Origin of the sequence: Actinacidiphila yanglinensis (assembly GCF_900107965.1) — a bacterium.
GTDB lineage: Bacteria > Actinomycetota > Actinomycetes > Streptomycetales > Streptomycetaceae > Actinacidiphila > Actinacidiphila yanglinensis.
This window is the reverse complement of sequence record NZ_FNVU01000002.1, coordinates 1-22064: the sequence shown is the minus strand read 5'-3', so window position 1 is coordinate 22064 and position 22064 is coordinate 1. Positions and strand designations below refer to the sequence as shown.

Sequence of the window (22064 nt, the reverse complement as noted above, 5' to 3'; positions counted from 1 at the left end):
TTCACAGCCGGGTCCCAGGTTCGTCCTGGAGTCTGGTCCGTCGTTCTGCGGGTCAGCGCACGCCGAGCAGGTGGTCCATCGCCAGCTGGTCCAGCGCCTCGAAGGCCATGCCGCGCTCGGCGACCGCGTCCGCGTCGAAGTCCTCGTACGCGCTGCGGTCGGCGATCAGGTCGGCGAGCGACTCGCCGGCGCCGAGCGTGGTCTGCGCCAGCTCGTCCAGCCCGGACGCGCGCAGCGCCTCCTGGACCACCGGGTTGGCCCGGAAGGCCGCGGCACGCTCCTTGAGGATCAGGTAGTTGCGCATGCCGCCGGCCGCCGACGCCCACACGCCGCTCATGTCCTCGGTCCGCGGCGGCTTGAAGTCGAAGTGCCGCGGGCCCTGGTAGCCGCCGCGCTCCAGCAGGTCGACCAGCCAGAAGGCCGACCGCAGGTCACCGGCGCCGAAGCGCAGGTCCTGGTCGTACTTGATGCCGGTCTGGCCGTTGAGGTCGATGTGGAAGAGCTTGCCGTGCCACAGCGCCTGCGCGATGCCGTGCGGGAAGTTCAGCCCGGCCATCTGCTCGTGGCCGACCTCGGGGTTGACGCCCACCATCTCGGGGCGCTCCAGGGAGTTGATGAACGCCAGCGCGTGGCCGACGGTCGGCAGCAGGATGTCGCCGCGCGGCTCGTTCGGCTTCGGCTCCACGGCGAAGCGCAGCTGGTAGCCCTGCTCGGTGACGTACTGGCCGAGGATGTCGAAGGCTTCCTTCATCCGGTCCAGGGCGACCCGCACGTCCTTGGCGCCGCCGGACTCCGCGCCCTCGCGGCCGCCCCAGGCGACGTAGGTCTCCGCGCCCAGCTCGACGGCGAGGTCGATGTTGCGGATCACCTTGCGCAGCGCGAAGCGGCGCACCTCGCGGACGTTGGAGGTGAAGCCGCCGTCCTTGAACACCGGGTGGGTGAAGAGGTTGGTGGTGGCCATCGGCACCTTCATGCCGGTGGCGTCCAGTGCCTGCCGGAAGCGCTTGATGTGGGCGTCGCGCTCGGCGTCGGACGAACCGAACGGGATCAGGTCGTCGTCGTGGAACGTCACACCGTACGCACCCAGCTCGGCCAGCCGGTTCACCGACTCGACCGGGTCGAGCGGCGCGCGGGTGGCGTCGCCGAAGGGGTCCCGGCCCTGCCAGCCGACCGTCCACAGCCCGAAGGTGAACTTGTCGGCCGGGGTGGGGGTGAGGTTCGTCTCGGAAGTCATTGCGGTCGGCTCCTATTCGTCAGACTGTTGAACAAATTAGTATGCGAGCCCGATGATGGGAAGTGGCAACCGCGCGAAAGGACCGGGATCACATGGCGCGAGAGGGACAGATCGTGCTCGGCGTGGACAGCTCCACGCAGTCCACGAAGGTGCTGGCGGTCGACGTCGCCAGCGGCGAGGTGCTGGCCCGCGGCCAGGCCCCGCACACCGTCAGCACGGGCGCCGGCCGCGAGACCGATCCCGAGGTGTGGTGGCGTGCCCTCCAGGACGCGCTCGGCCAGCTCGGCGAGTACGCCGCGCGGGCCGACGCGGTCGCGGTCGGCGGCCAGCAGCACGGCCTGGTCGTGCTCGACGACCGGGGCCGCCCGCTGCGCGACGCCCTGCTGTGGAACGACGTGCGGTCCGCCCCGCAGGCCGAGGCACTGGTGGAGCGGCGCGGCGCGGCCTGGTGGGCCGAGCGGATCGGGTCGGTGCCCGGGGCGAGCTTCACCCTCGCCAAGTGGGAGTGGCTGCGCGCCCACGAGCCCGAGGCGGCCGCGGCCGCGCGGGCGGTGCGGCTGCCGCACGACTTCCTCACCGAGCGGCTCAGCGGCGCCGCGGTCACCGACCGCGGGGACGCGTCCGGCACCGGCTGGTGGGCGTCGAGCACCGGCGCGTACGACGAGGAACTGCTCGGCGAGGCCGGTCTGGACCCCGCGCTGCTGCCCGCGGTGCTCGGCCCCGGCGAGGCCGCCGGGACGGTACGGGACGGCGCCGGCGTACGGGCCGGGGCGCTGGTCGGCGCCGGCACCGGCGACAACGCGGCGGCGGCGCTGGGCCTCGGGCTCACCCCGGGCCGTCCGGTGCTCAGCCTCGGCACCTCAGGCACCGTCTACACGGTCGCCAGGCAGCGCCCCGCCGACCCGTCCGGCACGGTCGCGGGGTTCGCCGCCGCCGACGGGGGCTGGCTGCCGCTGGCCTGCACGCTCAACTGCACGCTGGCCGTGGACAAGGTCGCCGAGCTGCTCGGCCGGGACCGCGAGCAGGTCGACCCCGGCGGCTCGGTCGCCTTCCTGCCCTTCCTCGACGGCGAGCGCACCCCGAATCTGCCGTACGCCTCCGGCCTGCTCACGGGCCTGCGGCACGACACCACCGCCGGGCAGGTGCTCCAGGGCGCGTACGACGGCGCGGTGTACGCGCTGCTCGCGGCGCTCGACCTGGTGCTCGCGGTCGACGGGGGCGCCGCCGCCACGGACGAGCCGATCGTGCTGATCGGCGGCGGAGCGAAGGGAAGTGCGTGGCGGGACACGGTACGGCGGCTGTCCGGCCGGCCGGTCCGGGTGCCCGTCGCCTCCGAACTGGTCGCCCTCGGCGCGGCGGTCCAGGCGACGGTCCTGCTCACCGGGGAGGAGCCGTCGGCGATCGCCGCGCGCTGGGGCACCTCCGAGGGCCCCCTCCTCCCCGCCCTCCCCCGCGACGACGCCACCCTCGCCCGCCTCGCCGAAACCCTCCCCCTCGCCGGCTGACCCCCACACCACCCGCGCCCCTGCGGCAACCCTCACTCCCCCGAAGCCCGGGCAGACCCCCAGGGGCGCGTGGGGGCACCTCCCAGCCGCCAGGCTGGGGGAGAACTGCGCGAACAACCACAACGGACCGCAAGGTCCCGCGACAACGCGAACGGCCACCCCGGGGGGGACCGCCGAACCCGAAGGCCCCGCACATACTTAGCTCGGCCCAGAAAGGAGAACCGTGGTCAAACGCACCGGCGCCCAATCGGAACTGCGCCACCGCAACCTCTCCCTGGTGATGCGCGCCCTGGCCACGGAGGACGACCTCACCCGTGCCACGATCGCCGCCGAGGTCGGCCTGACCAGGGCAACCGTGTCCACGCTGGTGGACGAGCTGCTCGCGGCGGGCCTGCTGGAGGAGCGCGGCGCCCGCCGCCCCGGCACCGTCGGCCGCCCCGGCACGGCTCTCGCGCTGGCCGGCACCGGCCCCGCGGGCATCGGCGCGGAGATCGGCATCGACCACCTCGCCGCCTGCGTGGTGGACCTGCGCGGCGAGGTGCGCTGCCGTACGGAGTCCCCCGCCGCGAACCGGGGCCGGCCCGCCGCGTCCGTGCTGGCCGAACTCGCGGAGCTGATCGCGCAGGTCGCGAAGGAGGCCGGCGCGCTGGACCTGCGGCCGGTGGGCACCACGGTGGCCGTCCCCGGCCTGGTCAGCCGCGACCGCGGCACCGTCCTGCGCGCCCCCAACCTCGGCTGGGAGGACGTCGCCGTGGCCACCGCGCTGGGCCCGCACGCGACCGTCGTGGAGAACGAGGCGAACCTCGGCGCGCTCGCCGAGCTGTGGCTGGGCGACCATCACCGGCTCGCCGACTTCGTGCATGTCTCCGCCGAGATCGGCATCGGTGCCGCCCTCATTGTGGAGGGCCGGCTGTTCCGCGGCGCGCGCGGTTTCGCCGGGGAGCTGGGCCACGTCCCGGTGCACCCGGAGGGGCCGCTCTGCTCGTGCGGGGCGCACGGCTGCCTGGAGACCTTCGCCGGCGAGGAGGCCCTGCTCCGGTCGGCGGGCGCCGGCACCCCGCGGGAGCTGCGCCGGGCCGCGGCCGGCGGCGACCCGGTGGCGATCCGGGCCCTGGAGGACGCCGGCGCGGCCCTCGGCATCGCGCTGAGCGGGGCCGTCAACCTGCTCGACCCGCAGGCCGTGGTGGTCGGCGGCCCGCTCGCGGACCTCGCGCCGTGGCTGCTGCCCGGCGTCCGCCGCGAGCTGGCCGACCGCGTCACCGACCGCCAGTGGCGCCCGGAGGACGTGGTCACCTCACGGCTCGGCCGGGACGGTGTGCTGCGCGGCGCCGCCTACAGCGCGGTCCGGGCCGTGCTGGACGACCCGGCCGCCTGGATACACACCGCGGACTGACTCACAGCGCGGAGCCGGCCACCCACTGGCTCCACGACATGTTCCAGCCGTTGAGGCCGTTGTCGGGCTGGATGGTCTTGTCCGGCGAGTTCTTCACCACGACCACGTCGCCGAGCAGCGAGTTGTTGTAGAACCACGCCGCGTCGGTGGTGCCGTCCTTGCCGCCCTTGACGTCACTCAGCCCGATGCACCCGTGGCTGGTGTTGGCGGTGCCGAACACCGACTTGTCGGACCAGTAGTTGCCGTGGATGAACGTGCCGGAGTTGCTCAGCCGCATGGCGTGCGGGACGTCGGGGATGTCGTACTCGCCCTTGCCGTCGTCGTCGGTGAAGCCGACCGTCGCCCCGTTCATCCGGGTGGTCTGGTCCTTCTCCTCGATGACCATCTGGCCGTCGTAGGTGGTGTGCCCGGTGCCGCCGGCGGAGATCGGCACCGTCCGGATCACCTGGCCGTCGCGGACCACGGTCATCATGTGGGTGGCGGCGTCCACGGTGGAGACCTGGGAGCGGCCCACGTCGAACGCGACGGTCTTGTGCTGCGTCCCGTAGACGCCCGGGGCGCCCTCGACGCCGGCCAGGTTCAGGTTCAGGGTGACGTGCGAGCCGGCCTGCCAGTAGGTCTGCGGCCGCAGGTCGAGCCGAGTGGAGCTGAACCAGTGGCCGACGACCTGCTGGCCGCTGCTGGACTGCACGCTGATGCCGCGCTGCACGTCCGCCCGGTCGGAGGTCGAGATGGCCTTGCTGAAGTTGATCGAGACCGGCATGCCCACGCCCACCGTGGAGCCGTCCTCCGGCGTGAAGTAGCCGACGAAGCTGCCGCTGACCGCCTTGGTGGCGAACGTGGCCTGAGCGGCGGCGGTCCGGCCCTGCGCGTCGCCGGCCTCGGCGGATATCTTGAACTGGAGCCCGTGCCCGAGCGCCGCGTTCGGCTGCCAGGTCTTGCCGTCGGCGGATATCTTCCCGGCCACGGTGTGGCCGGACGACGTCGCCGTCATCGTCACCTTGGTCAGCTTCCCGCCGGTGACGCTCACCTTCACGGCCCCGCTGACAGCGGCCTCCGTGGTGCCGTTCTTCGGCGAGATGGTGATCTTCGCGTCCGAGGTGTGCTTGGCCGCCTGCGCGTCCTCACGGGACTGGGTGGCCTGCGCGGAGGCGGTAGTACTGGCGGAGCTGCTGGGCGTCGAGGACACGGTCGCGGCGGCGTGCTGGCTGCTGCTCTTGCCGCTGTGCCCGCCGCATGCCGTGAGCGCGACCGCGCCACCGGCCACGACCGCGAGCGCCGCGAGGGTGCCGCGGCGGAAGACCGTCCGCCTGCGGCGCGCGGCCACGCTGGGGCCGTGCTCGTCGGGGGCTTCGGAGGCGGGGGTGTTTCCGGTGTCGGGCGGCGTCACGCATCTCTCCCATGGTCGCGGTCACCCGCGGCCGAGCGAGCGGCGCGGGGCTTCTTCCGTCATCCATGGAAACAGGACCGACGCCAGATATGTCCGTTCTCAGGGAAATTGTGGGCTTTGACACGCACCATCCGTGATGACCGTCACGCGGCGTTCCGCGACGCCCCGGTCACGCCCCGCGCACCACCCGCGACCCCGTCCACGGCTTCCCCCCGGCCACCGGGAGTCACTACGATCGGCCCCCACGGTCAACTCGCCGCATCCGCTGGGGGATCAGATGGCCTCGCCCCGCCCGTACGTCGCCGCGGCCGCCGCTGCCGTACTGGCCGCGCTCTACTTCGTCCCCTCGGCCCACGCGGCCCCGGCCGCGACGTCCGGCGCCGCGCCCGCCCGGTCCGCCGCCACCACCCAGGCCGATCCGGCCGGGGGGCTCGCCGAGACCGGGATGATCGACACGAAGCCGTACGTCATCGGTGGCGCGGTCTTCCTGCTGGCCGGCGCCGGCCTCGTGGTCAACGCCACCCGCCGCTCCCGCCACGCCCTGGAGGCGGCCGAAGCGGCCGACGACGGCGAGCCGGACAGCGCCGAGCCCGGGAGCCTCTGAACTCCCGCGACAGACACTCGCGACACCCCGCGCGACGCCCTCATGACAGCGTCGCGGCGCCGTTGCATCATCCCCGAACCGCGGTCAGGAACATGGCCGCGGTTCATTCACCTGAATGCCCGCGACGGATTTCCCTCCGCGCGCCCCTTGACGTGAACGGGCCAACAGATCAACCATCCTGATGGTTAGGAAATCTTCCTAACCGGTCTGTCCGGCGCCGCCGGGGCCCGGTCCGCCCCTGCCGTCCTGCGCTGCCCCCCACTGTCTCCTCCGCCCCCACGAGAGGTTTCACCATGGCCAAGTCCCCCGTTCGCCCTGCCCTCGCCGCCGCCGCGGCCGTCGGCCCGGTGCTCGCGATGCTCGTCGCCTCCCCCGGCGCCCACGCCGCCGCCCCGGCCGCCCTGCCCGCGCAGTTCGCCGCGCCGTACCTGCAGATCGACTCCTCCACGGCCAAGGACATGGCCGCCGACCAGAGCAAGAGCGGGCTGAAGAACTACACGCTGGCCTTCCTGACCTCCAAGTCCGGCTGCACGTTGCAGTGGGAGGACGGCGGGGACTCCGTCGGCGCGTTCAGCTCGCAGATCAACGCGGTCAAGTCGGCCGGCGGGAACGTGATCATCTCCTTCGGCGGCGCCGGCAGCAACGAACTCGCCCAGACCTGCACCACCGTCTCCAGCCTCACCGCCGCCTACCAGAAGGTGGTCAGCACCTACGGCGTCACCCGTCTCGACTTCGACATCGAGGGCGACACCCTCGGCGACGGCAACGCCAACCAGCGCCGCGACCAGGCCCTGGCGGCCCTCCAGCAGGCCGACCCGTCCGTGCAGGTCGACTGGACGGTGGCCGTGGACCCCGACGGGATGGAGTCGGACGTCACCACCCTGCTCAAGAACGCGAAGTCGGCGGGAGTGAACACCACCGCGGTGAACCTCATGACCATGGACTTCGGCGACGGCGAGAACCCGCTGGCGGACGCGGAGTCCGGCGCCACCGCCGCCGAGAAGCAGTTCGCGAGCATCTACGGCGGCTCGGCCGCGCAGAACTGGGCCCGGATGGGCCTGACCCCCATCGCCGGCCAGAACGACGACGACGAGGACTTCACCCAGTCCGACGCCTCCAGCCTGGAGAGCTTCGCCGCCTCGAAGGGCGTGCAGGAGCTGGCCTTCTGGGAGGTCGACGCGTACGACAAGCCGGCCGGCTACGCCTACTCCACCATCTTCAACCGGATCTGACGCCCCCTCCGGAGCCCGGCGGCCGGTCAGTCCTGGCCGACGCCGTCGGGCACGAGGGCGGCGGCCAGGGCGGTCGGCCCGTCGGCGGCGGCACCCCGGGCGTAGGCGTCGGCGTACCCGTCGTCGCCCAGCGCGGCCCGGGACGTCTGCTCGCAGCGTTCCCGGACCGGCTGGAGCTCCGGCGCCCCGCGCTGCGGGTGGCCGACACTGCGCCAGTACGCTCCGCCGGTTCCGTAGACCGACGCGGCCTGTTCGGGACGGCCGGCGGCGGCCAGGGCCGCGGCCAGCAGGTCGAGGCCGAGCGCGATGCCGAAGGCGTCCCCGAGCAGTTGCTTGCTCTCCAGCATGGTCCGCGCGTAGGCGACGGCCTCCGCGGGCGCGGAGGAGAAGAGGGCGACGACGGAGAGCTGGTAGTCCAGGTACGAGCGCGTCCACAGCTCGCCGATCGCCACGCAGTGCCGGCGCAACTCCAGGGCGCGAGCCCGCCCTTCGGCGAAGTCGCCCAGCGCGGTGAGCGCGAGCACCTCGACCAGGCGGCAGCGCAGCCGGTCCGGGGTGTCGAGGGCGGCGCCCGCAGCGGACCCGGCGGACCCCAGCGCCTCGCGCACGGCGTCCAGCGCCTTCTGCGACCGCCCGGTGAGGAGGCCGAGCAGGCCGGTCAGGCAGGCGGCGGCGATCCGGTCGTCGGCGTCGCCGTCCGCCGCGATCATGGCCTGCACGCGGTCGTCGATCTCGGCCGCGTGCTCGTAATCCCCCAGGAGCGTGACGGTCGCGCCGAGGCCGATGAGGGCGCGCACGTGGGCGGTGTCGGGGGTGGTGTGCGCCGCCAGGGTCCGTTCAAGCGTGGACCTGGCCTCCTTGAGGTGGCCGCAGCAGGTCCAGAAGTAGACCAGCAGGCCCGCGAGTTCGGCGGCCGTCGCCGGGTCGTGGACGAGCCAGTGGTCGAGGGCGGCGCGCAGGTCCGGGTGGGCGTCCTCGATCATCCGGTAGCCGAGCAGCTGGTCGGGGCCGGACCAGCCGGCGTCGGCCCGGCGAGCGAGCCGGGTGAAGTGGTCGGCGTGCCGCTCGGCGGTGCCGGCCACCTCGCCGAGCTCCTCCAGCCAGGTCTGGCCGAACTCGCGGATGGTGTCGAGCATGCGGTAGCGGCCGCCGGAGCCGGGCGCCGCTCCGGAGGCGGGGGCGGACGGGAGAACGGACCCGGGCGTGGCCGCGGACACGGGCGCCGCACCCACCCGGTGCACCACGGACTGGGCGACCAGCCGGTCCAGCGTCGCCGCCACGTCCTCGGCGCGGAGGGGACCCCCAGCAGCGACGGCCTGCGCGGCCGCGAGGTCGAAGGAGCCGCGGAAGACGCTCAACCGGGCCCACAGCAGCCGCTCCAGCGGCGCGCACAGCTCGTGGCTCCAGCCGATCGTGGTGCGCAGCGCCCGGTGCCGCCGCGGCCAGACGAACCCCGAGGCGGCCAGGGTGTCGAAGCGCGAGCCGAGCCCCTCGGCGACGGTGGTGACGGGGACCGGCCCGACCTGCGCCGCGGCCAGTTCGATCGCCAGCGGGATGCCCTCCAGGCGGCGGCAGATCGCCTCGGCCGCCGCCGTGGCACCCGGCTCGTGCAGCGGCGCCACGCCCAGCCGTTCCGTCACCCGGTCGGTGAACAGGGCCATCGCCTCGGAGCCGCCTGCCGGCAGCGGCAGGACCTCCAGCAACTGCTCCGCGGCCGACTGCAGCGGGCGGCGGCTGGTGGCCAGCACCGTCAGGCCGGGGGCGACGGTCAGCAACTCCCCGACGAGATGGGCGCACGCCTCCACCAGATGCTCGCAGGAGTCGAGGACGAGCAGGAGCCGCCGGTCGGCGAGCCACTCGCTCAGCGCCTCGACGGGCATCCGCAGCGAGTGGTCGGCGAGGTCGACGGCGTCGCTGACGGTGGCGAGCAGCAGCTCGGAGCTGTCGAGAGTGCTGAGGTCGGCCCACCACGCGCCGTCGGGGAACCGGGAGCCCCCGGTGCCGTCGGCGGAGCCGGCCCACTCGCCGGCCGTGCGCCGCCGGTCGGCCGCGACCCGCCCGGCCGCCACGCCCGCCGCCGCCCGCTGTGCCAGCCGGGTCTTGCCGACGCCGCCCGCACCGGTCAGCGTCACCAGCCGGTGCTGGGCCAATGCCTCGTCCAGCCGGGCGAGTTCGGGCCCACGGCCGACGAAGCTCGTCGTCTCCTGAGGAACGTTCCCCTTCACGGCGACAGCCTGGCATCTTCCGTGCACGGAGGGAAACAGGACCCTCACGCGCACCCGTCCGCGGGTAGCCTGCGCCCTGCGCCGCCACCGCCGCCTGCGGCCGACGTCCCTGCCGTGCGCTCCTCAGCGGCGGCGCCCTGCGCCCCGGAAGCGCGGACCCTAGGCCCGCAGCGCCAGCAACTGCTCAGCGTGCCCGGGAAGTTCGGCCTCCGCGAGGCCGGTGATCAGGTCGCGCAGCGGCATTGGCCGATCGACCAGGACAGCGCCGCCGGACAGCAGCAGCGCGGGTACCGGCGTGTCCAGTTCGGCCTCGCTCAGCGCCGGCCCGCCGAGCGTGCAGAGCGCCTCGCCCTGGCGGCGGATGCGCTCGCGCAGCCCCGCGGCGCCCCCGGCGCGCGTGATCACCCGGGCGAGGGTCCAGGTGTCGTGCGCGGTGCGGGTGTCGTACGTCGCGGGCGCCGCCGCGGAGACGGCGCAGACGGCCGCGAGGGTGGCCGCGTTGATCAGGGAGACGTGCGCCAGGATCTGGCCGGCGTTCCATTCGCCGTCCGGCGGTGCGGGCGCCGGCCACCCGCCGGTGCCGGTCACCGTATCGGCGGCCGACAGCAGCGCGCCGTACGCGTGGTGGAGCGGGGTGGTGTCCAGCATCTCCTCGTCCTTCCGCGGTCCTACGCCGCCTTCTTCGGTCGTACGCCGCGTGCCGCGCGGCACCCGGAGCGCCGGACCCCGGGCGGAGCCCGCGGGGCGGGACGGCGCCACGCGGCACATGGCGGTCTCAGGTGTGGGCGGGGCGCATGTCCCAGGGCGACTGCGGGAGGACGTCGCCGGTCTCGAGCAGCGACTTGAGGTTCGCCAGCACGGCCGGCCAGCCCTGCGAGATGCCGCCGAACATCTCCAGGTTGGGCAGCTTCTCGTGCGTCACGGTGAGGCGCACGATGTCCTCGTGCGGCTCGACGAGGAAGGTGACCACGGACGGCTCCCGCGCGGGCTCGGCGTCGGGGCTGTCCTCGAAGGTGATCACCAGGCGGGTCGGCTGCTCGGCCTCGACGACGGTGCCGACCACGTCGACCGCGCCCGACCCGTCGACGCGCCGATGCTCCCAGCGTGAACCGGGCTGCCAGTCCGAGACGTTCGCGTGCCCCCAGTAGCGCGCCGTCAGGTCGGCGTCGGTCAGGGCCTTCCACACCTGCTCGGCGTTCGCCCGGATGTAGGTGACGTAGACGTAGCTCGGCACGGTGGTGGTGGTGTCGGTCATGGCGTACTCCTCTGCCTGGTTCCTGATGGCGCTGAGCGCTTGCAGCCGGGGCCTGTCGAACTCCGAGATCCAGCGCTCCTCGATCTGCTGGATCGGCACGGGGTTGAGGTAGTGGAGCCGCTCCCGCCCGCGCCGGACGACGGTCACGAGACCGGCCCGCCCGAGGACGTCGAGGTGCTGCGTCGCCGACTGGCGCGCCATGTCCAGGCGCTCGCACAGCTCGCGCAGCGTCTGGCCGTCCTGCTCGCGCAGCCGGTCCAGCATCCTGCGCCGGGTGGGGTCGGCCAGCGCTTTGAAGACCGAGTCGATCGCTCCTGCTTCGAGGCTCACCCCTCTATTATGCAGGTAATTACCTGCCTATTGTCAAACGCGAGCCCGCCCCGCCGCGGCCACCTGCCGCCGGACATGCCAACGGGCCCGCGAGGACGCGCCGTTCACCCGTGGGGAACGGCAGTCACCTCGCGGACCCGCAGCTCGCGCGACCCGCCCTACGCCAGCGGCCCCGTCACGCTCTCCGCGGCCCGGACCAGGGAACCGTCGCGGACGAAGACGTACGCGGCCTCCAGGTCGGGGGCCAGGAAGCGGTCCCGCCCGGGCCCGGGGATCCCGGCGGCGCGGACGGCCGCGAGAACGGCCGCGGAGGCGGCCGCCGGCCGCAGCTCGGTACCGGTCGTCCGGATCTCCAGCGCGCGGGTGGCCGCGAACATCTCGACCGCGACAACCCTGGTCAGCGCGTCCACCGCGGTACGCAGCTTCCGGGCCGCCGACCACCCCATGGACACGTGGTCCTCCTGCATCGCCGAGGACGGGATCGAGTCGACCGAGGCGGGCACCGCGAGCCGTTTCATCTCGCTGACCAGCGCCGCCTGGGTGTACTGCGCGATCATCAGGCCGGAGTCGACCCCCGGGTCGTCCGCGAGGAAGGGCGGCAGCCCGTGCGAGCGGTTCTTGTCCAGCAGCCGGTCGGTGCGCCGCTCCGCGATGGACGCGAGGTCGGCCGCGGCGATCGCGAGGAAGTCCAGCACGTAGCCGACCGGGGCGCCGTGGAAGTTCCCGTTCGACTCGACGCGGGCGCCTTCGGGACCCCCGGTGTCGATGACCACCGGATTGTCGATGGCGGCGGCCAGTTCGCGGTCGGCGACCAGCCGGGCGTGCGCGAGGGTGTCCCGCCCGGCGCCGGCGACCTGCGGCGCGCAGCGGATCGAGTACGCGTCCTGCACGCGCGGCGCGTCGTCCTGGTGGTGCCCGGTCAGCCCGGACCCCGCCAGCACCCTGAGCATGTTGTCCGCGCTCGCCGCCTGCCCGGGGTGCGGGCGGATCACGTGCAGTTCCGGCGCGAGCACGCGGTCGGTGCCGAGCAGCGCTTCGAGCGTCAGCGCGGCGGTGACGTCGGCGGCGGTGAACAGCGCGGCCAGGTCGGCGCACGCCATCACCAGCATCCCGAGCATGCCGTCGGTGCCGTTGATGAGGGCCAGGCCCTCCTTCTCGCGCAGCTCGACCGGCTCGATGCCGTGCTCGGCGAGCAGGTCGGCCACCGGGCGCACCACGCCGTCCGGACCCTCCGCCTCGCCCTCGCCCATCAGCACCTGGGCGCAGTGCGCGAGCGGCGCGAGGTCGCCGGAGCAGCCGAGCGAGCCGTACTCGTGCACCACCGGGGTGATGCCGGCGTTGAGGATCGCCGCCATCGTCTCCACGACCACCGGGCGCACCCCGGTTCGGCCCGACGCGAGCGTCTTCAGCCGCAGGAACGCCAGCGCGCGCACCACCTCGCGCTCCACCCGCGGGCCCATCCCCGCGGCGTGCGAACGGACGAGGCTGCGTTGCAGCTGCGCCCGCAGTTCCGGGCTGATGTGGCGTACCGCCAGGGCGCCGAAGCCCGTCGACACGCCGTAGACCGGTTCCGGTTTGGCGGCCAGCGCGTCGATCACGTCCCGCGCCCGCGCCACCCCTTCCAGCGCGTCCGCCGAGATCTCCACGCGCGCTCCCCCGCGCGCGACCGCGAGCACGTCCTCCGCCGCGACGCCGCGGGCGCCCACCACCACGTTCTGCATATCCATATTCACGCACCCTAAGCACTGAATCCCGCGCTGTCATCGGCGGCCCCCTGTCCCCCCGGGCTGCCCCGGTCCGCCGGTTCCGGGACCACCTGCCGGTGGCGGGTTGGGAGTACTCCCCCTGGCTCCCCCGGGGACACCCCCACCCAGGCGGAGCTCTGGGGGAGCGCCGTTCCCTGCGCCCCTTGGTGGTGACCCTCTTCTCGCGGAGGCACCCGCACCCACCCTGGGAGTGGTGGCGCTTCTTTTCGCGGAGGGAGCCGCACCTACCCAGGGCGCGGGGAACTGCGCGAAAAGCCACGGCGGACCGCAAGGTCCCTCAACCGGCAGGACGGGGCAGCCGGGCGGGTCAGGGGCACCCCGAAAATTCAGGGCCGCCGCCCACGGAGGTGGCGCCGCTCACCCTCGGGCCGCGCCGGAGGCGAATCCGCGAGCCGCACCACCGGATCCTGCGGCCCCTCCCGGCCCGCGACGACCGGGTGCCCGGCGCGCAGCGCCTTCGCCCGGTACTGCGCCGCGTCCGCCAGCCGGAACAGCCGCCGCGCGGACCGCACCGGCCCGATCGGGTCCCCGGTGGAGGCGATCCCGCACGCCACCCCGTCGCCGACCTCCAGCTCGGCCGCCCGCACGCACAACTCGTCCGCGGCCCGCACCACCTCGTCCGCGGTCTGGCCCACCGCCACGATGCAGAACTCGTCCCCGCCCAGCCGGGCCGCCAGGCTGCCGGGGAGCATCGCCCCGCACAGCGACAGCAGCGAGCCGAACCGTTCCAGCAACCTGTCGCCGACCGCGTGCCCCAGCTGGTCGTTGACCTGCTTCAGCCCGTTGAGGTCGCAGACCACCAGGCTCACCACCGCGCCCTGCTCCCGGTACAGCTCCAGCGCCTCGTCCAGCCGCACGTCGACCGCCCGGCGGTTGCCGAGGCCGGTGAGCGGATCGGTGAACGCGAGCAGCTGGACCTCGGCGAGCCGCTCGCTCTGGGCGATGCCGGAGGCGATCAGCGCGGCCAGCACGGTGGCGAAGTCGGCGTCCGTACGGTCGAAGCCCGGCTCCCCCACCTGGCGCGCGATGTACAGCTCGCCCCACGCCCGGCCGTGCAGCACGATCGGGGCGACCACGCAGCTGCCCCGCCCACGGCGCCGCAGTGCGGCCGCGCGACCCCAGCTCCCGCCGCCCGGCGACGTACCGGACGCCTCGCGCGTCTCCACCCAGGCGTGCGGCTCGCCCCCCGCGGCCCAGGTCCCGTGCAGGAACTCGGCGATCTCCGGGAAGTCGTGCACCGAGTACGACTCGTCGGCGGGCTCCGCCTCCTCGCCCGGGGCGAGCTCGCCGTCGTTCACCAGCACCCGAAGCCGGCCCGTCTCCCGCTCCCAGGCGGAGACCGCGGCGAAGGTGCCCTGCATCGCCAGCCGGGCCCGGCGCGCCCCGGCCCGCACAGCCGCGCGCGGAGTCTGCGCCGTCGCCAGCGCCTGCGCCAGCTCCACCACCGCCCGCAGCCGCGCGTCGGCTGTCCCTTCCGCCATCACCCCAGGCTAGGGACCTTTTCGCCGCCGCGACCGCCGAGCCGCGTGCCGCTGGGCCGAACGGACCTGCGCACCGCGAAAGGCGCCGTTTCGGGTACGGATCGCCGCCCGCGACGGGGTCCCGCAGCCGGCGTCACGGGTGCGGCCGGCGCCGTGGGCGGCCTCGCCGGACAGAATCGCGCGGCTGCTGGGCGCGGGGCGGGTGACCGGCACGACCGGCTCGGCGCGAAAGGCCGAGCGGCTGGTGGCCGAGCTGGGCTGCGACGCGGCGATGGCGCGCGGCGACGATCGGGAAGGGCACCGCGGCGGGTCACGGCCAGGAAGGGGACCGCTTCTCGTTGAAGGCCGCGACGCCCTCCGCCCGGTCGGCGGAGAACGCGACGGTGCGCCAGGCCGCGTCCTCGACCTCGAGCCCTGCCGGGAGGTCCATCCCGTGCCCGAGCCGCAGCGCCCGCTTGGCCGCGCGCAGTCCCACCGGGGAGTTGCCCGCGATCCGCTCCGCGAGGCCGAGCGCGGCGCCGCGCGCCTCACCCGCCGGGACGACCTGGTCGACCATGCCGAGTTCCAGCGCCTCGGCGGCCGGCACCCGGCGCGCGGTGAAGACGAGTTCGGCGGCCCGGGCCGCACCGACCCGGCGCGGCAGCAACTGGGTGCCGCCGCCACCGGGGATGACCCCGACCGACACCTCGGGCAGGCCGAGCACCGCGGACTCGTCGGCGACGATCAGGTCGCAGGCGAGCGCGATCTCGTACCCGCCGCCCAGGGCGAAGCCGCCGACCGCGGCGATCGCGGGCATCGGCAGGTCGAGTACGCCGCCGTACGCCGCCCTGGTCCGCGGGCGCTGCCGCAGCAGCTCCGCGTCGCTCAGCGAGTTCCGCTCCTTCAGGTCCGCCCCCGCGCAGAAGGCGCGGTCGCTCGACGAGGTCAGCACCACCACGCTGACGGTGTCGTCGGCCGCGACCGTCCCGCACGCCTCCGCGAGGGCGAGGGCCATCTGCGTCGAGACCGCGTTCATCGCCCCGGGACGGTCCAGCACCACTTCGGCGACACGCTCCGCGTGCCGCCGCACCATCACGAACTCCCCGAACCTTTGGTCAGCCATTTCCTCATCCTGTCACGCGGTCCGGGCGCGGAGACGCGCTCCGGGAGGGGCGCTGCCTGGGGCGGCGAGGGGCCGTCCGGGGAGGTCCGGGGAGGTCGGTTCAGCTCTCCCGGCGGGAGAGCAGCCAGGGTTCGACCACGCCGAGCCCGCGCACCGGGCGGCGCCACATCGGCTGGAGCGCGAAGCGGTACTTCTCCGAGGCCGCGTCGACGTCGGCCTCCGACAGCGGAGCCTCGCCGGCCGCCCCGAGCGCCTCCGCGAAGTCCCCGTCGACGAGGACCGCGTCACGGGGCGCTATCGAAGTGAGTCGGGACGCGAGGTTGACCGTCGTGCCGAACACGTCGCCCATCCGCGTGGTGACGGTGCCGAAGGCCATCCCCACCCGCAGCGCGGGCATCGTCTCGTCCCCGGTCAGCGTCTCGATCAGCCTTATGCCGATCTCCGCCGCCGTACCCGGGTCGTCGGCGACGAAGAGCACCTCGTCGCCGAGGGTCTTGATCAGCCGGCCGCCGTACGCGGCGACCTGGTCCGCGGCGGTGGTCTCGAACGCCTCGACCAGCTCGCCGAGTTCCTCCTCCTCCAGCCGCCGGGTGAGCCGGGTGAAGCCCACCAGGTCGGCGAAGCCGACGGCGAGCCGGCGGTCCACGGCCTCCTCGTCGTCGGACTGGACGACCCGGCTGGTGGCGGCCGCGACCTGGCGGCGCCACACGTAGATCAGGAACTCCTCCAGCTCGGGCAGCAGCAACTCGACCAGCGGGTAGGCGACCTCGGCCCGGGTCATGCCGGGCTCGGGCGGCTCGGTGAGGCCCTCCAGGAACGAGTCGGTCTGCCAGTCGGCGAGCCGCGCCGTGGTCTGCCCGGTGGAGCGCGCGACCTGGATCGCCATCGACTCGCTGAGCAGGCCCGCCTCCACGAGTCCCGCCAGGCGGCGCAGCGCCAGGACGTCCGCCTCGGTCAGCGCCCTGGCCTGGCCGATGTCGGCGAAGCCCATGGCCCGCCAGAAGCGGGAGGCCAGGTCCATGGAGACGCCCGCGGTGCGGGCGGCCTGGAACGGGGTGTAGCGGCGCGGCGCGCCCAGGATCAGCTGTTCCAGCCGCAGCGCCAGCGGGTGCTCGCCGCGCTCCGGCCCGGACTCGCCGAACCCCTCGCCGCCCTCTGCCTCACCCGGATCACCCGGATCACCGGAACCGGAATCACCCGAGCCGGGATCATCCGGCCCGCCCGACTGCCCGGCCGCGTCGCCGGGTCCGCCGTCGCTCCCGCCCGCCGGCCCCGCTTCCGCTTCCGCGTCGCTCTCGGCACGCGGACTGTCGGGTCCGGCGCCCTCGGGTTCCTGCCCGGCCGCATCGCCGGAGGCGTCACGGCGGGCATCGGCGGGCGCGGCATCGCCGTCGGAGGCGGCACGCACACCGTCGGGGGCGGCGTCGCCGCCGGAGGAGGTCGGTGGGGGGCTGTCGTTGTCCACGTCTACCGCCCGGCCCCTGAAGAGTCCCTGCGCACAGCCCTTCCGATCATCGAGACGACGCAGCCCCTCAACGATACGGCAGGTGTGCCCTGGCTCACTCTCCCTCGGTGGGGCGCACAGGGCGCAGATGGACGACGTCGCCCGCGCCGACCGGCTGCTCGCCGTGCGCCCCGGCGATCACCAGCCGCCCGTCGCCGTCGACGGCGACCGCCGTGCCGGACAGCTCCCGGCCGCCCGGCAGCTCGGCCCGCACCTGGCGGCCGAGGGTGGCGCAACCGGCCGCGTAGGTCTGCTGGAGCCGGGACGCGGCCGGGTCGCCGCCCTCGGCCCGCCACGCGTCGTACCAGTCGGCGAGCGAGCGCAGGACGGCCCGCAGCAGGGGGTCGCGGTCGGTGCCGGGGGCGCCGGCGAGCGCGAGCGAGGTGGCGGTGGGGACCGGCAGTTCCTCGGCGCGCAGCGAGACGTTCACGCCGATCCCGACGACGACGGCGCTCTCGCCGACGCGTTCGGCGAGGATGCCGCCGGCCTTGCGCTCCTCGCCGTCGACGGTGACCAGCAGGTCGTTGGGCCATTTGAGTGCGGTGTCCACGCCGGCGGCGCGCGACAGCGCGGTCGCGGTGGCGACACCGGCCAGCAGCGGCAGCCAGCCCCAGCGGTGCCCCGGGACCGGGCCGCGGATGCCGTCGGCGGTGGCGACGGCCTCACCGGGGCGCAGCAGCACGGAGAAGAACAGCCCGGAGCGGGCCGGCGCGCTCCACCGCCGCTCCAGCCGGCCGCGCCCGGAGGTCTGCTCCTCGGCGACGAGGACCGCGCCCTCGGGCGCGCCCCGCGCGGCCTGGGCGGACAGGTCGCTGTTGGTCGAACCGGTGGCCTCGACGACCTCCAGCGAGGTCCATACCGCCTCCGGGGTGACCACCGCCTTGCGCAGGGCACCGGCGTTGAGCGGCGGTCGTTCCAGGTCGGACCAGCGGCTGGACGTCATCCCCCCACCCTACGAGTTCGGCCGCGGGAACCCCGCCGGCGATGTGGTGAACGCCGCAGTGCTCGTACGGATGCGTCACCACTACGCTACTCAGCAGCGTTACTCGCCAGTCACGTACGCGCGGACCGTACGCGTGCGACCCGCCGAGAGCAGGAGAGCCACCTCCATGGCCGAGCCGGAGTACGACATCCATACGACTGCGGGGAAGCTCGCCGACCTGCGCCACCGGATCGAGGCGGCGACGCACGCGGGGTCCGTCCGGGCGGTGGAGAAGCAGCACGCCAAGGGCAAGTTGACCGCCCGTGAGCGGATCGACCTGCTGCTGGACGAGGGTTCCTTCACCGAGCTGGACGAGCTGGCCCGGCACCGGTCGACGAACTTCGGGCTGGAGGCGAACCGCCCGTACGGCGACGGCGTGGTCACCGGCTACGGCACCGTCGAGGGCCGCCCGGTCGCGGTGTTCTCCCAGGACTTCACGGTCTTCGGCGGGGCGCTGGGCGAGGTGTTCGGCGAGAAGATCGTCAAGGTGATGGACTTCGCGCTGAAGACCGGCTGCCCGGTGATCGGCATCAACGACTCCGGCGGCGCGCGGATCCAGGAGGGCGTCACCTCGCTCGGCCTGTACGGCGAGATCTTCCGCCGCAACACCCACGCCTCCGGGGTGATCCCGCAGATCAGCCTGATCGTCGGCCCGTGCGCGGGCGGCGCGGTCTACTCGCCGGCGATCACGGACTTCGTGGTGATGGTCGACCAGACCTCGCACATGTTCATCACCGGTCCGGACGTGATCAAGACCGTCACCGGCGAGGACGTCGGCATGGAGGAGCTGGGCGGCGCCCGCACCCACAACACCACCTCCGGCAACGCCCACCACCTGTCGGGCGACGAGAAGGACGCGTTCGAGTACGTCAAGGCGCTGCTGTCCTACCTGCCGAGCAACAACCTGGAGGAGCCGCCCGCCTTCCCGGCCGAGTCCGACCTCGCCACCACCGACGAGGACCGCGAGCTGGACACGCTCATCCCGGACTCTGCCAACCAGCCGTACGACATGCACAAGATCGTCGAACACGTGCTGGACGACGGGGAGTTCCTGGAGACCCAGGCACTCTTCGCACCGAACGTGATCACCGGCCTGGGCAGGATCGAGGGGCGGCCGGTGGGCGTGGTCGCCAACCAGCCGCTGCAGTTCGCCGGGTGCCTGGACATCAACGCCTCCGAGAAGGCCGCGCGCTTCGTGCGCACCTGCGACAGCTTCAACATCCCCGTGGTGACCTTCGTCGACGTCCCCGGCTTCCTGCCCGGCACCAGCCAGGAGTGGGACGGCATCATCCGGCGCGGCGCCAAGCTGATCTACGCCTACGCCGAGGCGACCGTCCCGCTCATCACGATCATCACGCGGAAGGCGTACGGCGGCGCGTACGACGTGATGGGCTCCAAGCACCTGGGCGCCGACCTGAACCTGGCCTGGCCGACCGCCCAGATCGCGGTCATGGGCGCGCAGGGCGCCGTCAACATCGTGCACCGCCGCACCCTCGCCGAGGCGGCCACCCCCGAGGAGGCCGACGCGCTGCGCCAGCAGCTCATCACCGACTACGAGGACACCCTGCTGAATCCTTACGTCGCCGCGGAACGGGGCTACGTGGACGCCGTCATCGAGCCGTCCAGGACCCGCGCCCAACTCGTCAAGGCGCTGCGGACGCTGCGCAACAAGCGGGAGAGCCTGCCGCCCAAGAAGCACGGCAACATCCCGCTGTAGGGAGGACCGGACAGATGATGATCAAGGTGGAACGGGGCCGGCCGACCCCGGAGGAACTGGCGGCGGTCGTCGCGCTGGTCCAGGCGCGGGCCGCCGCGCTGGAGCCGGGCACCGGCGGCCCGCCGGCCGCCCGCGGCGCCTGGTCCGACCCGGCCCGTACGGTGCCCGGCGCCGTGCCGCGGCCGGGGCCGACCGCGTGGCGCAGGTCGGTTTGGCCGGCCTGAACATCCCCTGACCTGCGGTCACGCCGCCCGCCCGGCTGAGTACCCGTACTCAGGCGGGAGGCCGCGGCGCGGTCCACCCTTGTCCGCATGCTCTGGTCCGATGATCAACCGCGTGCACGGGACGAGGAGTTGCGCCGGGCCCAGGTGAGGGTGCGCCGGGCGATGCTGGTGCTCGCGATCGCGGCGGCCGTGGTGACGGCGCTCACCGCCTGGCGGGCGTGAGCCGGCGGCTCCCGTGCACCCGTCGCGCCCCGGGATCCCTACGATGGCCCGATGACGTCATCACCCCGCCGCACCCTTGTCCTCGCGTCCGCCTCGCCCGCCCGCCTGGGGCTGCTGCAGCAGGCCGGGTTCGACCCCCGCGTGGTGGTCTCCGGCGTCGACGAGGAGGCGATCACCGCGCCCTCCCCCGCCGAGCTGGCCCGGGTGCTGGCCGAGGCGAAGGCGACCGCGGTCGCGGACGGCGGGCTGCTGGACGGCGGGGAGTTGGTGGTCGGCTGCGACTCCGTGCTCGACCTCGACGGCCACGCGCTGGGCAAGCCGAAGGACGCGGCCGAGGCGACCGAGCGCTGGCGGGCCATGCGCGGACGTACCGGGGTCCTGCGGACCGGACACTGCGTCATCGACACGCGGGCCGGCCGCCGCCGCTCGCGCACGGCCTCCACCACGGTGCGGTTCGGCTCCCCCGACGACGCCGAGGTGGCCGACTACGTCGCCAGCGGCGAGCCGCTGCACGTCGCCGGCGCCTTCACGCTCGACGGCCGCTCGGCGCCCTTCATCGAGGGGATCGACGGCGACCCGGGCAACGTCATCGGGCTCTCCCTGCCGCTGCTGCGCGCACTGCTCGCCGAACTGGACATCCGCATCACCGCGTTGTGGACGTAGCCCGTCGGGCGGGGGCCGGGGGGCCGTACGGGCTACGTGGCCGGACGGGCTACGTGGCCGGGGCTGCCTGGCTGGCCGGCTCGTCCTCGGGCGCGTAGAGCAGAAGGGTGCCCACCAGAAGGGCGAGTATCACCATCATCACCGCAAAGGCGTACCAGCCGACGAGGCCGACGACGGCGGCGCCGAGCACGCCGTGGATGACGGCGCAGACGATGAGGACGATCCGGCCGACCCGGCCGGCCATGCGGTCGCGCAGCGCGATACGGGCCACCAGCACCGCGCAGCACAGCAGGAAGAGGGCGAAGACGCCGCCGGCCACCCACGACCCGAGGGCCATGGCGTGCGCGTGCAGCCCGCCGAGCGACATCCGCTGGCGGCGGACCGCGAGCCCGAGTATCCAGTTCACCAGGGCGATGGTGAGAGCGTCGAGTACGAGCACCACGGCGGTGGCGCCGGCTATTCCTCTGCGCACCCTGTCCCCCTTCTCGTGTGCGGTCCGGGCGCGGCCCGTGCCGTGATCCGGCGGCGGGCCGACCCGCCGGGTATATCAAGGGAGTTACCCCTGGTACCCCGCGGCTCGCAGGCTACTCACGGGTATCGCCCGCGGCAAGGCCCCGGGCACAACCACTCGTCCGGGGAGGTGGGGCGGCAAACTTTCCGCGCTCTCTTCGTAGGAACTCGACAAAGGATCGGCGCCCGAAGGGCCCACCGGTGTGCGAGATCCGCCGCACACGCGGGAGTACGGGACATTGCGCCGACCCGCGCCGTACCTTGGGAGGAGCAGGCTTTCATGGGTTCCCCGGGCCCCTGGATCACCCTCCGTGTGGGCAACCTCACGTGCAGGGGTGCCTCGGTTTCAAGTGTGGCCATTGCCTAAACTCTGCTTGTTCCAAGGAGGGAGCCATCGTGCGCAAGGTGCTCATCGCCAACCGCGGTGAAATCGCGGTCCGTGTCGCTCGTGCGTGTAGGGATGCCGGTATCGGCAGTGTCGCGATCTACGCCGACCCCGACCGCGACGCGGTCCACGTCCGCGTGGCCGACGAGGCATACGCACTCGGAGGTGACACCCCCGCCACCAGCTACCTCGACATCGGCAAAGTCCTGGCAGCCGCCAAGGAATCCGGCGCCGACGCCATCCACCCCGGCTACGGCTTCCTCTCCGAGAACGCCGAATTCGCCCAAGCCGTCCTCGACGCCGACCTCACCTGGATCGGCCCCCCACCGGCCGCCATCCG

The 22064-nt window shown here is 73.8% G+C and carries 20 protein-coding genes; 9 read left to right on the top strand and 11 right to left on the bottom strand.

The window, feature by feature from the left end:
• Positions 1-52: 52 nt before the first annotated feature.
• Complete coding sequence (gene xylA, locus C4U44_RS04020; RefSeq protein WP_103884221.1) at positions 53-1234, bottom strand: xylose isomerase; 1182 nt, start codon at positions 1232-1234, stop codon at positions 53-55.
• A 92-nt stretch (positions 1235-1326) separates the two neighbouring features.
• Here xylA and xylB point away from each other — a divergent pair, with 92 nt between their 5' ends.
• Together xylB and C4U44_RS04010 are read left to right on the top strand one after the other, a co-directional pair.
• Positions 1327-2739 (top strand): xylulokinase, encoded by a 1413-nt coding sequence (gene xylB, locus C4U44_RS04015; RefSeq protein WP_103884220.1) that lies wholly within the window; start codon positions 1327-1329, stop codon positions 2737-2739.
• 280 nt (positions 2740-3019) lie between these two features.
• Positions 3020-4132 carry an ROK family transcriptional regulator gene (locus C4U44_RS04010; RefSeq protein WP_103884727.1) on the top strand — a complete coding sequence of 371 codons (1113 nt, stop codon included), beginning with the start codon at positions 3020-3022 and terminating at the stop codon, positions 4130-4132.
• A 1-nt stretch (position 4133) separates the two neighbouring features.
• Here the strand turns inward: C4U44_RS04010 and C4U44_RS04005 are convergent, their stop codons facing one another.
• Positions 4134-5459 carry a L,D-transpeptidase gene (locus C4U44_RS04005; RefSeq protein WP_103884726.1) on the bottom strand — a complete coding sequence of 442 codons (1326 nt, stop codon included), beginning with the start codon at positions 5457-5459 and terminating at the stop codon, positions 4134-4136.
• 340 nt (positions 5460-5799) lie between these two features.
• Here C4U44_RS04005 and C4U44_RS04000 point away from each other — a divergent pair, with 340 nt between their 5' ends.
• On the top strand, positions 5800-6126 hold the full coding sequence (locus tag C4U44_RS04000; RefSeq protein ID WP_103884219.1) for a hypothetical protein: 327 nt from the start codon (positions 5800-5802) through the stop codon (positions 6124-6126).
• 293 nt (positions 6127-6419) lie between these two features.
• Entirely contained in the window at positions 6420-7358 is a 939-nt protein-coding gene (locus C4U44_RS03995) for a glycoside hydrolase family 18 protein (RefSeq protein WP_103884218.1), read from the top strand.
• A 26-nt stretch (positions 7359-7384) separates the two neighbouring features.
• On the opposite strand, the gene C4U44_RS03990 is transcribed toward C4U44_RS03995, so the two are convergent.
• The 8 genes from C4U44_RS03990 to C4U44_RS03950 all read right to left on the bottom strand — a co-directional run bounded on the left by C4U44_RS03990 (position 7385) and on the right by C4U44_RS03950 (position 17964).
• Positions 7385-9583, bottom strand: coding sequence for an ATP-binding protein (locus C4U44_RS03990; RefSeq protein ID WP_103884217.1), 2199 nt, complete (start codon positions 9581-9583; stop codon positions 7385-7387).
• 159 nt (positions 9584-9742) lie between these two features.
• On the bottom strand, positions 9743-10231 hold the full coding sequence (locus C4U44_RS03985) for a hypothetical protein (protein WP_103884216.1): 489 nt from the start codon (positions 10229-10231) through the stop codon (positions 9743-9745).
• 127 nt (positions 10232-10358) lie between these two features.
• A complete protein-coding gene (locus tag C4U44_RS03980; protein WP_103884725.1) occupies positions 10359-11147 on the bottom strand; it encodes an ArsR/SmtB family transcription factor in 789 nt (262 codons plus the stop codon).
• Between the two features lie 179 nt (positions 11148-11326).
• Positions 11327-12895, bottom strand: a complete 1569-nt coding sequence (gene hutH, locus C4U44_RS03975) for a histidine ammonia-lyase (RefSeq protein WP_103884215.1) — start codon at positions 12893-12895, stop codon at positions 11327-11329.
• A 365-nt stretch (positions 12896-13260) separates the two neighbouring features.
• A complete protein-coding gene (locus tag C4U44_RS03970; protein ID WP_103884214.1) occupies positions 13261-14415 on the bottom strand; it encodes a GGDEF domain-containing protein in 1155 nt (384 codons plus the stop codon).
• Positions 14416-14725: 310 nt separating this feature from the next.
• The gene (locus tag C4U44_RS03960) at positions 14726-15517 is read right to left on the bottom strand and encodes an enoyl-CoA hydratase/isomerase family protein (RefSeq protein WP_103884213.1); all 792 of its coding nucleotides are present in this window, start codon (positions 15515-15517) and stop codon (positions 14726-14728) included.
• Between the two features lie 100 nt (positions 15518-15617).
• Positions 15618-16925: an adenylate/guanylate cyclase domain-containing protein gene (locus C4U44_RS03955; RefSeq protein ID WP_407642790.1), complete on the bottom strand. Its 1308-nt coding sequence runs from the start codon at positions 16923-16925 to the stop codon at positions 15618-15620.
• A 151-nt stretch (positions 16926-17076) separates the two neighbouring features.
• On the bottom strand, positions 17077-17964 hold the full coding sequence (locus tag C4U44_RS03950) for a biotin--[acetyl-CoA-carboxylase] ligase (protein WP_103884211.1): 888 nt from the start codon (positions 17962-17964) through the stop codon (positions 17077-17079).
• Positions 17965-18130: 166 nt separating this feature from the next.
• On the opposite strand from C4U44_RS03950, the gene C4U44_RS03945 reads away from it, so the two are divergent.
• The 4 genes from C4U44_RS03945 (at position 18131) to C4U44_RS03935 (ending at position 20829) form a co-directional block, all read left to right on the top strand.
• Positions 18131-19720 (top strand): acyl-CoA carboxylase subunit beta, encoded by a 1590-nt coding sequence (locus C4U44_RS03945; protein ID WP_103884210.1) that lies wholly within the window; start codon positions 18131-18133, stop codon positions 19718-19720.
• Positions 19721-19734: 14 nt separating this feature from the next.
• Positions 19735-19944, top strand: coding sequence for an acyl-CoA carboxylase subunit epsilon (locus tag C4U44_RS03940; protein ID WP_103884209.1), 210 nt, complete (start codon positions 19735-19737; stop codon positions 19942-19944).
• Between the two features lie 87 nt (positions 19945-20031).
• Positions 20032-20166 carry a morphogenic membrane protein MmpB gene (gene mmpB, locus C4U44_RS43190; protein WP_265737306.1) on the top strand — a complete coding sequence of 45 codons (135 nt, stop codon included), beginning with the start codon at positions 20032-20034 and terminating at the stop codon, positions 20164-20166.
• Positions 20167-20217: 51 nt separating this feature from the next.
• A complete protein-coding gene (locus tag C4U44_RS03935) occupies positions 20218-20829 on the top strand; it encodes a Maf family protein (protein WP_103884208.1) in 612 nt (203 codons plus the stop codon).
• 49 nt (positions 20830-20878) lie between these two features.
• Here C4U44_RS03935 and C4U44_RS03930 read toward each other — a convergent pair whose 3' ends face one another.
• Positions 20879-21301, bottom strand: a complete 423-nt coding sequence (locus tag C4U44_RS03930) for a hypothetical protein (protein WP_103884207.1) — start codon at positions 21299-21301, stop codon at positions 20879-20881.
• Between the two features lie 434 nt (positions 21302-21735).
• On the opposite strand from C4U44_RS03930, the gene C4U44_RS03925 reads away from it, so the two are divergent.
• Positions 21736-22064 (top strand): biotin carboxylase N-terminal domain-containing protein (locus C4U44_RS03925; protein ID WP_322973548.1); only part of this gene is annotated, 329 nt, incomplete at its 3' end.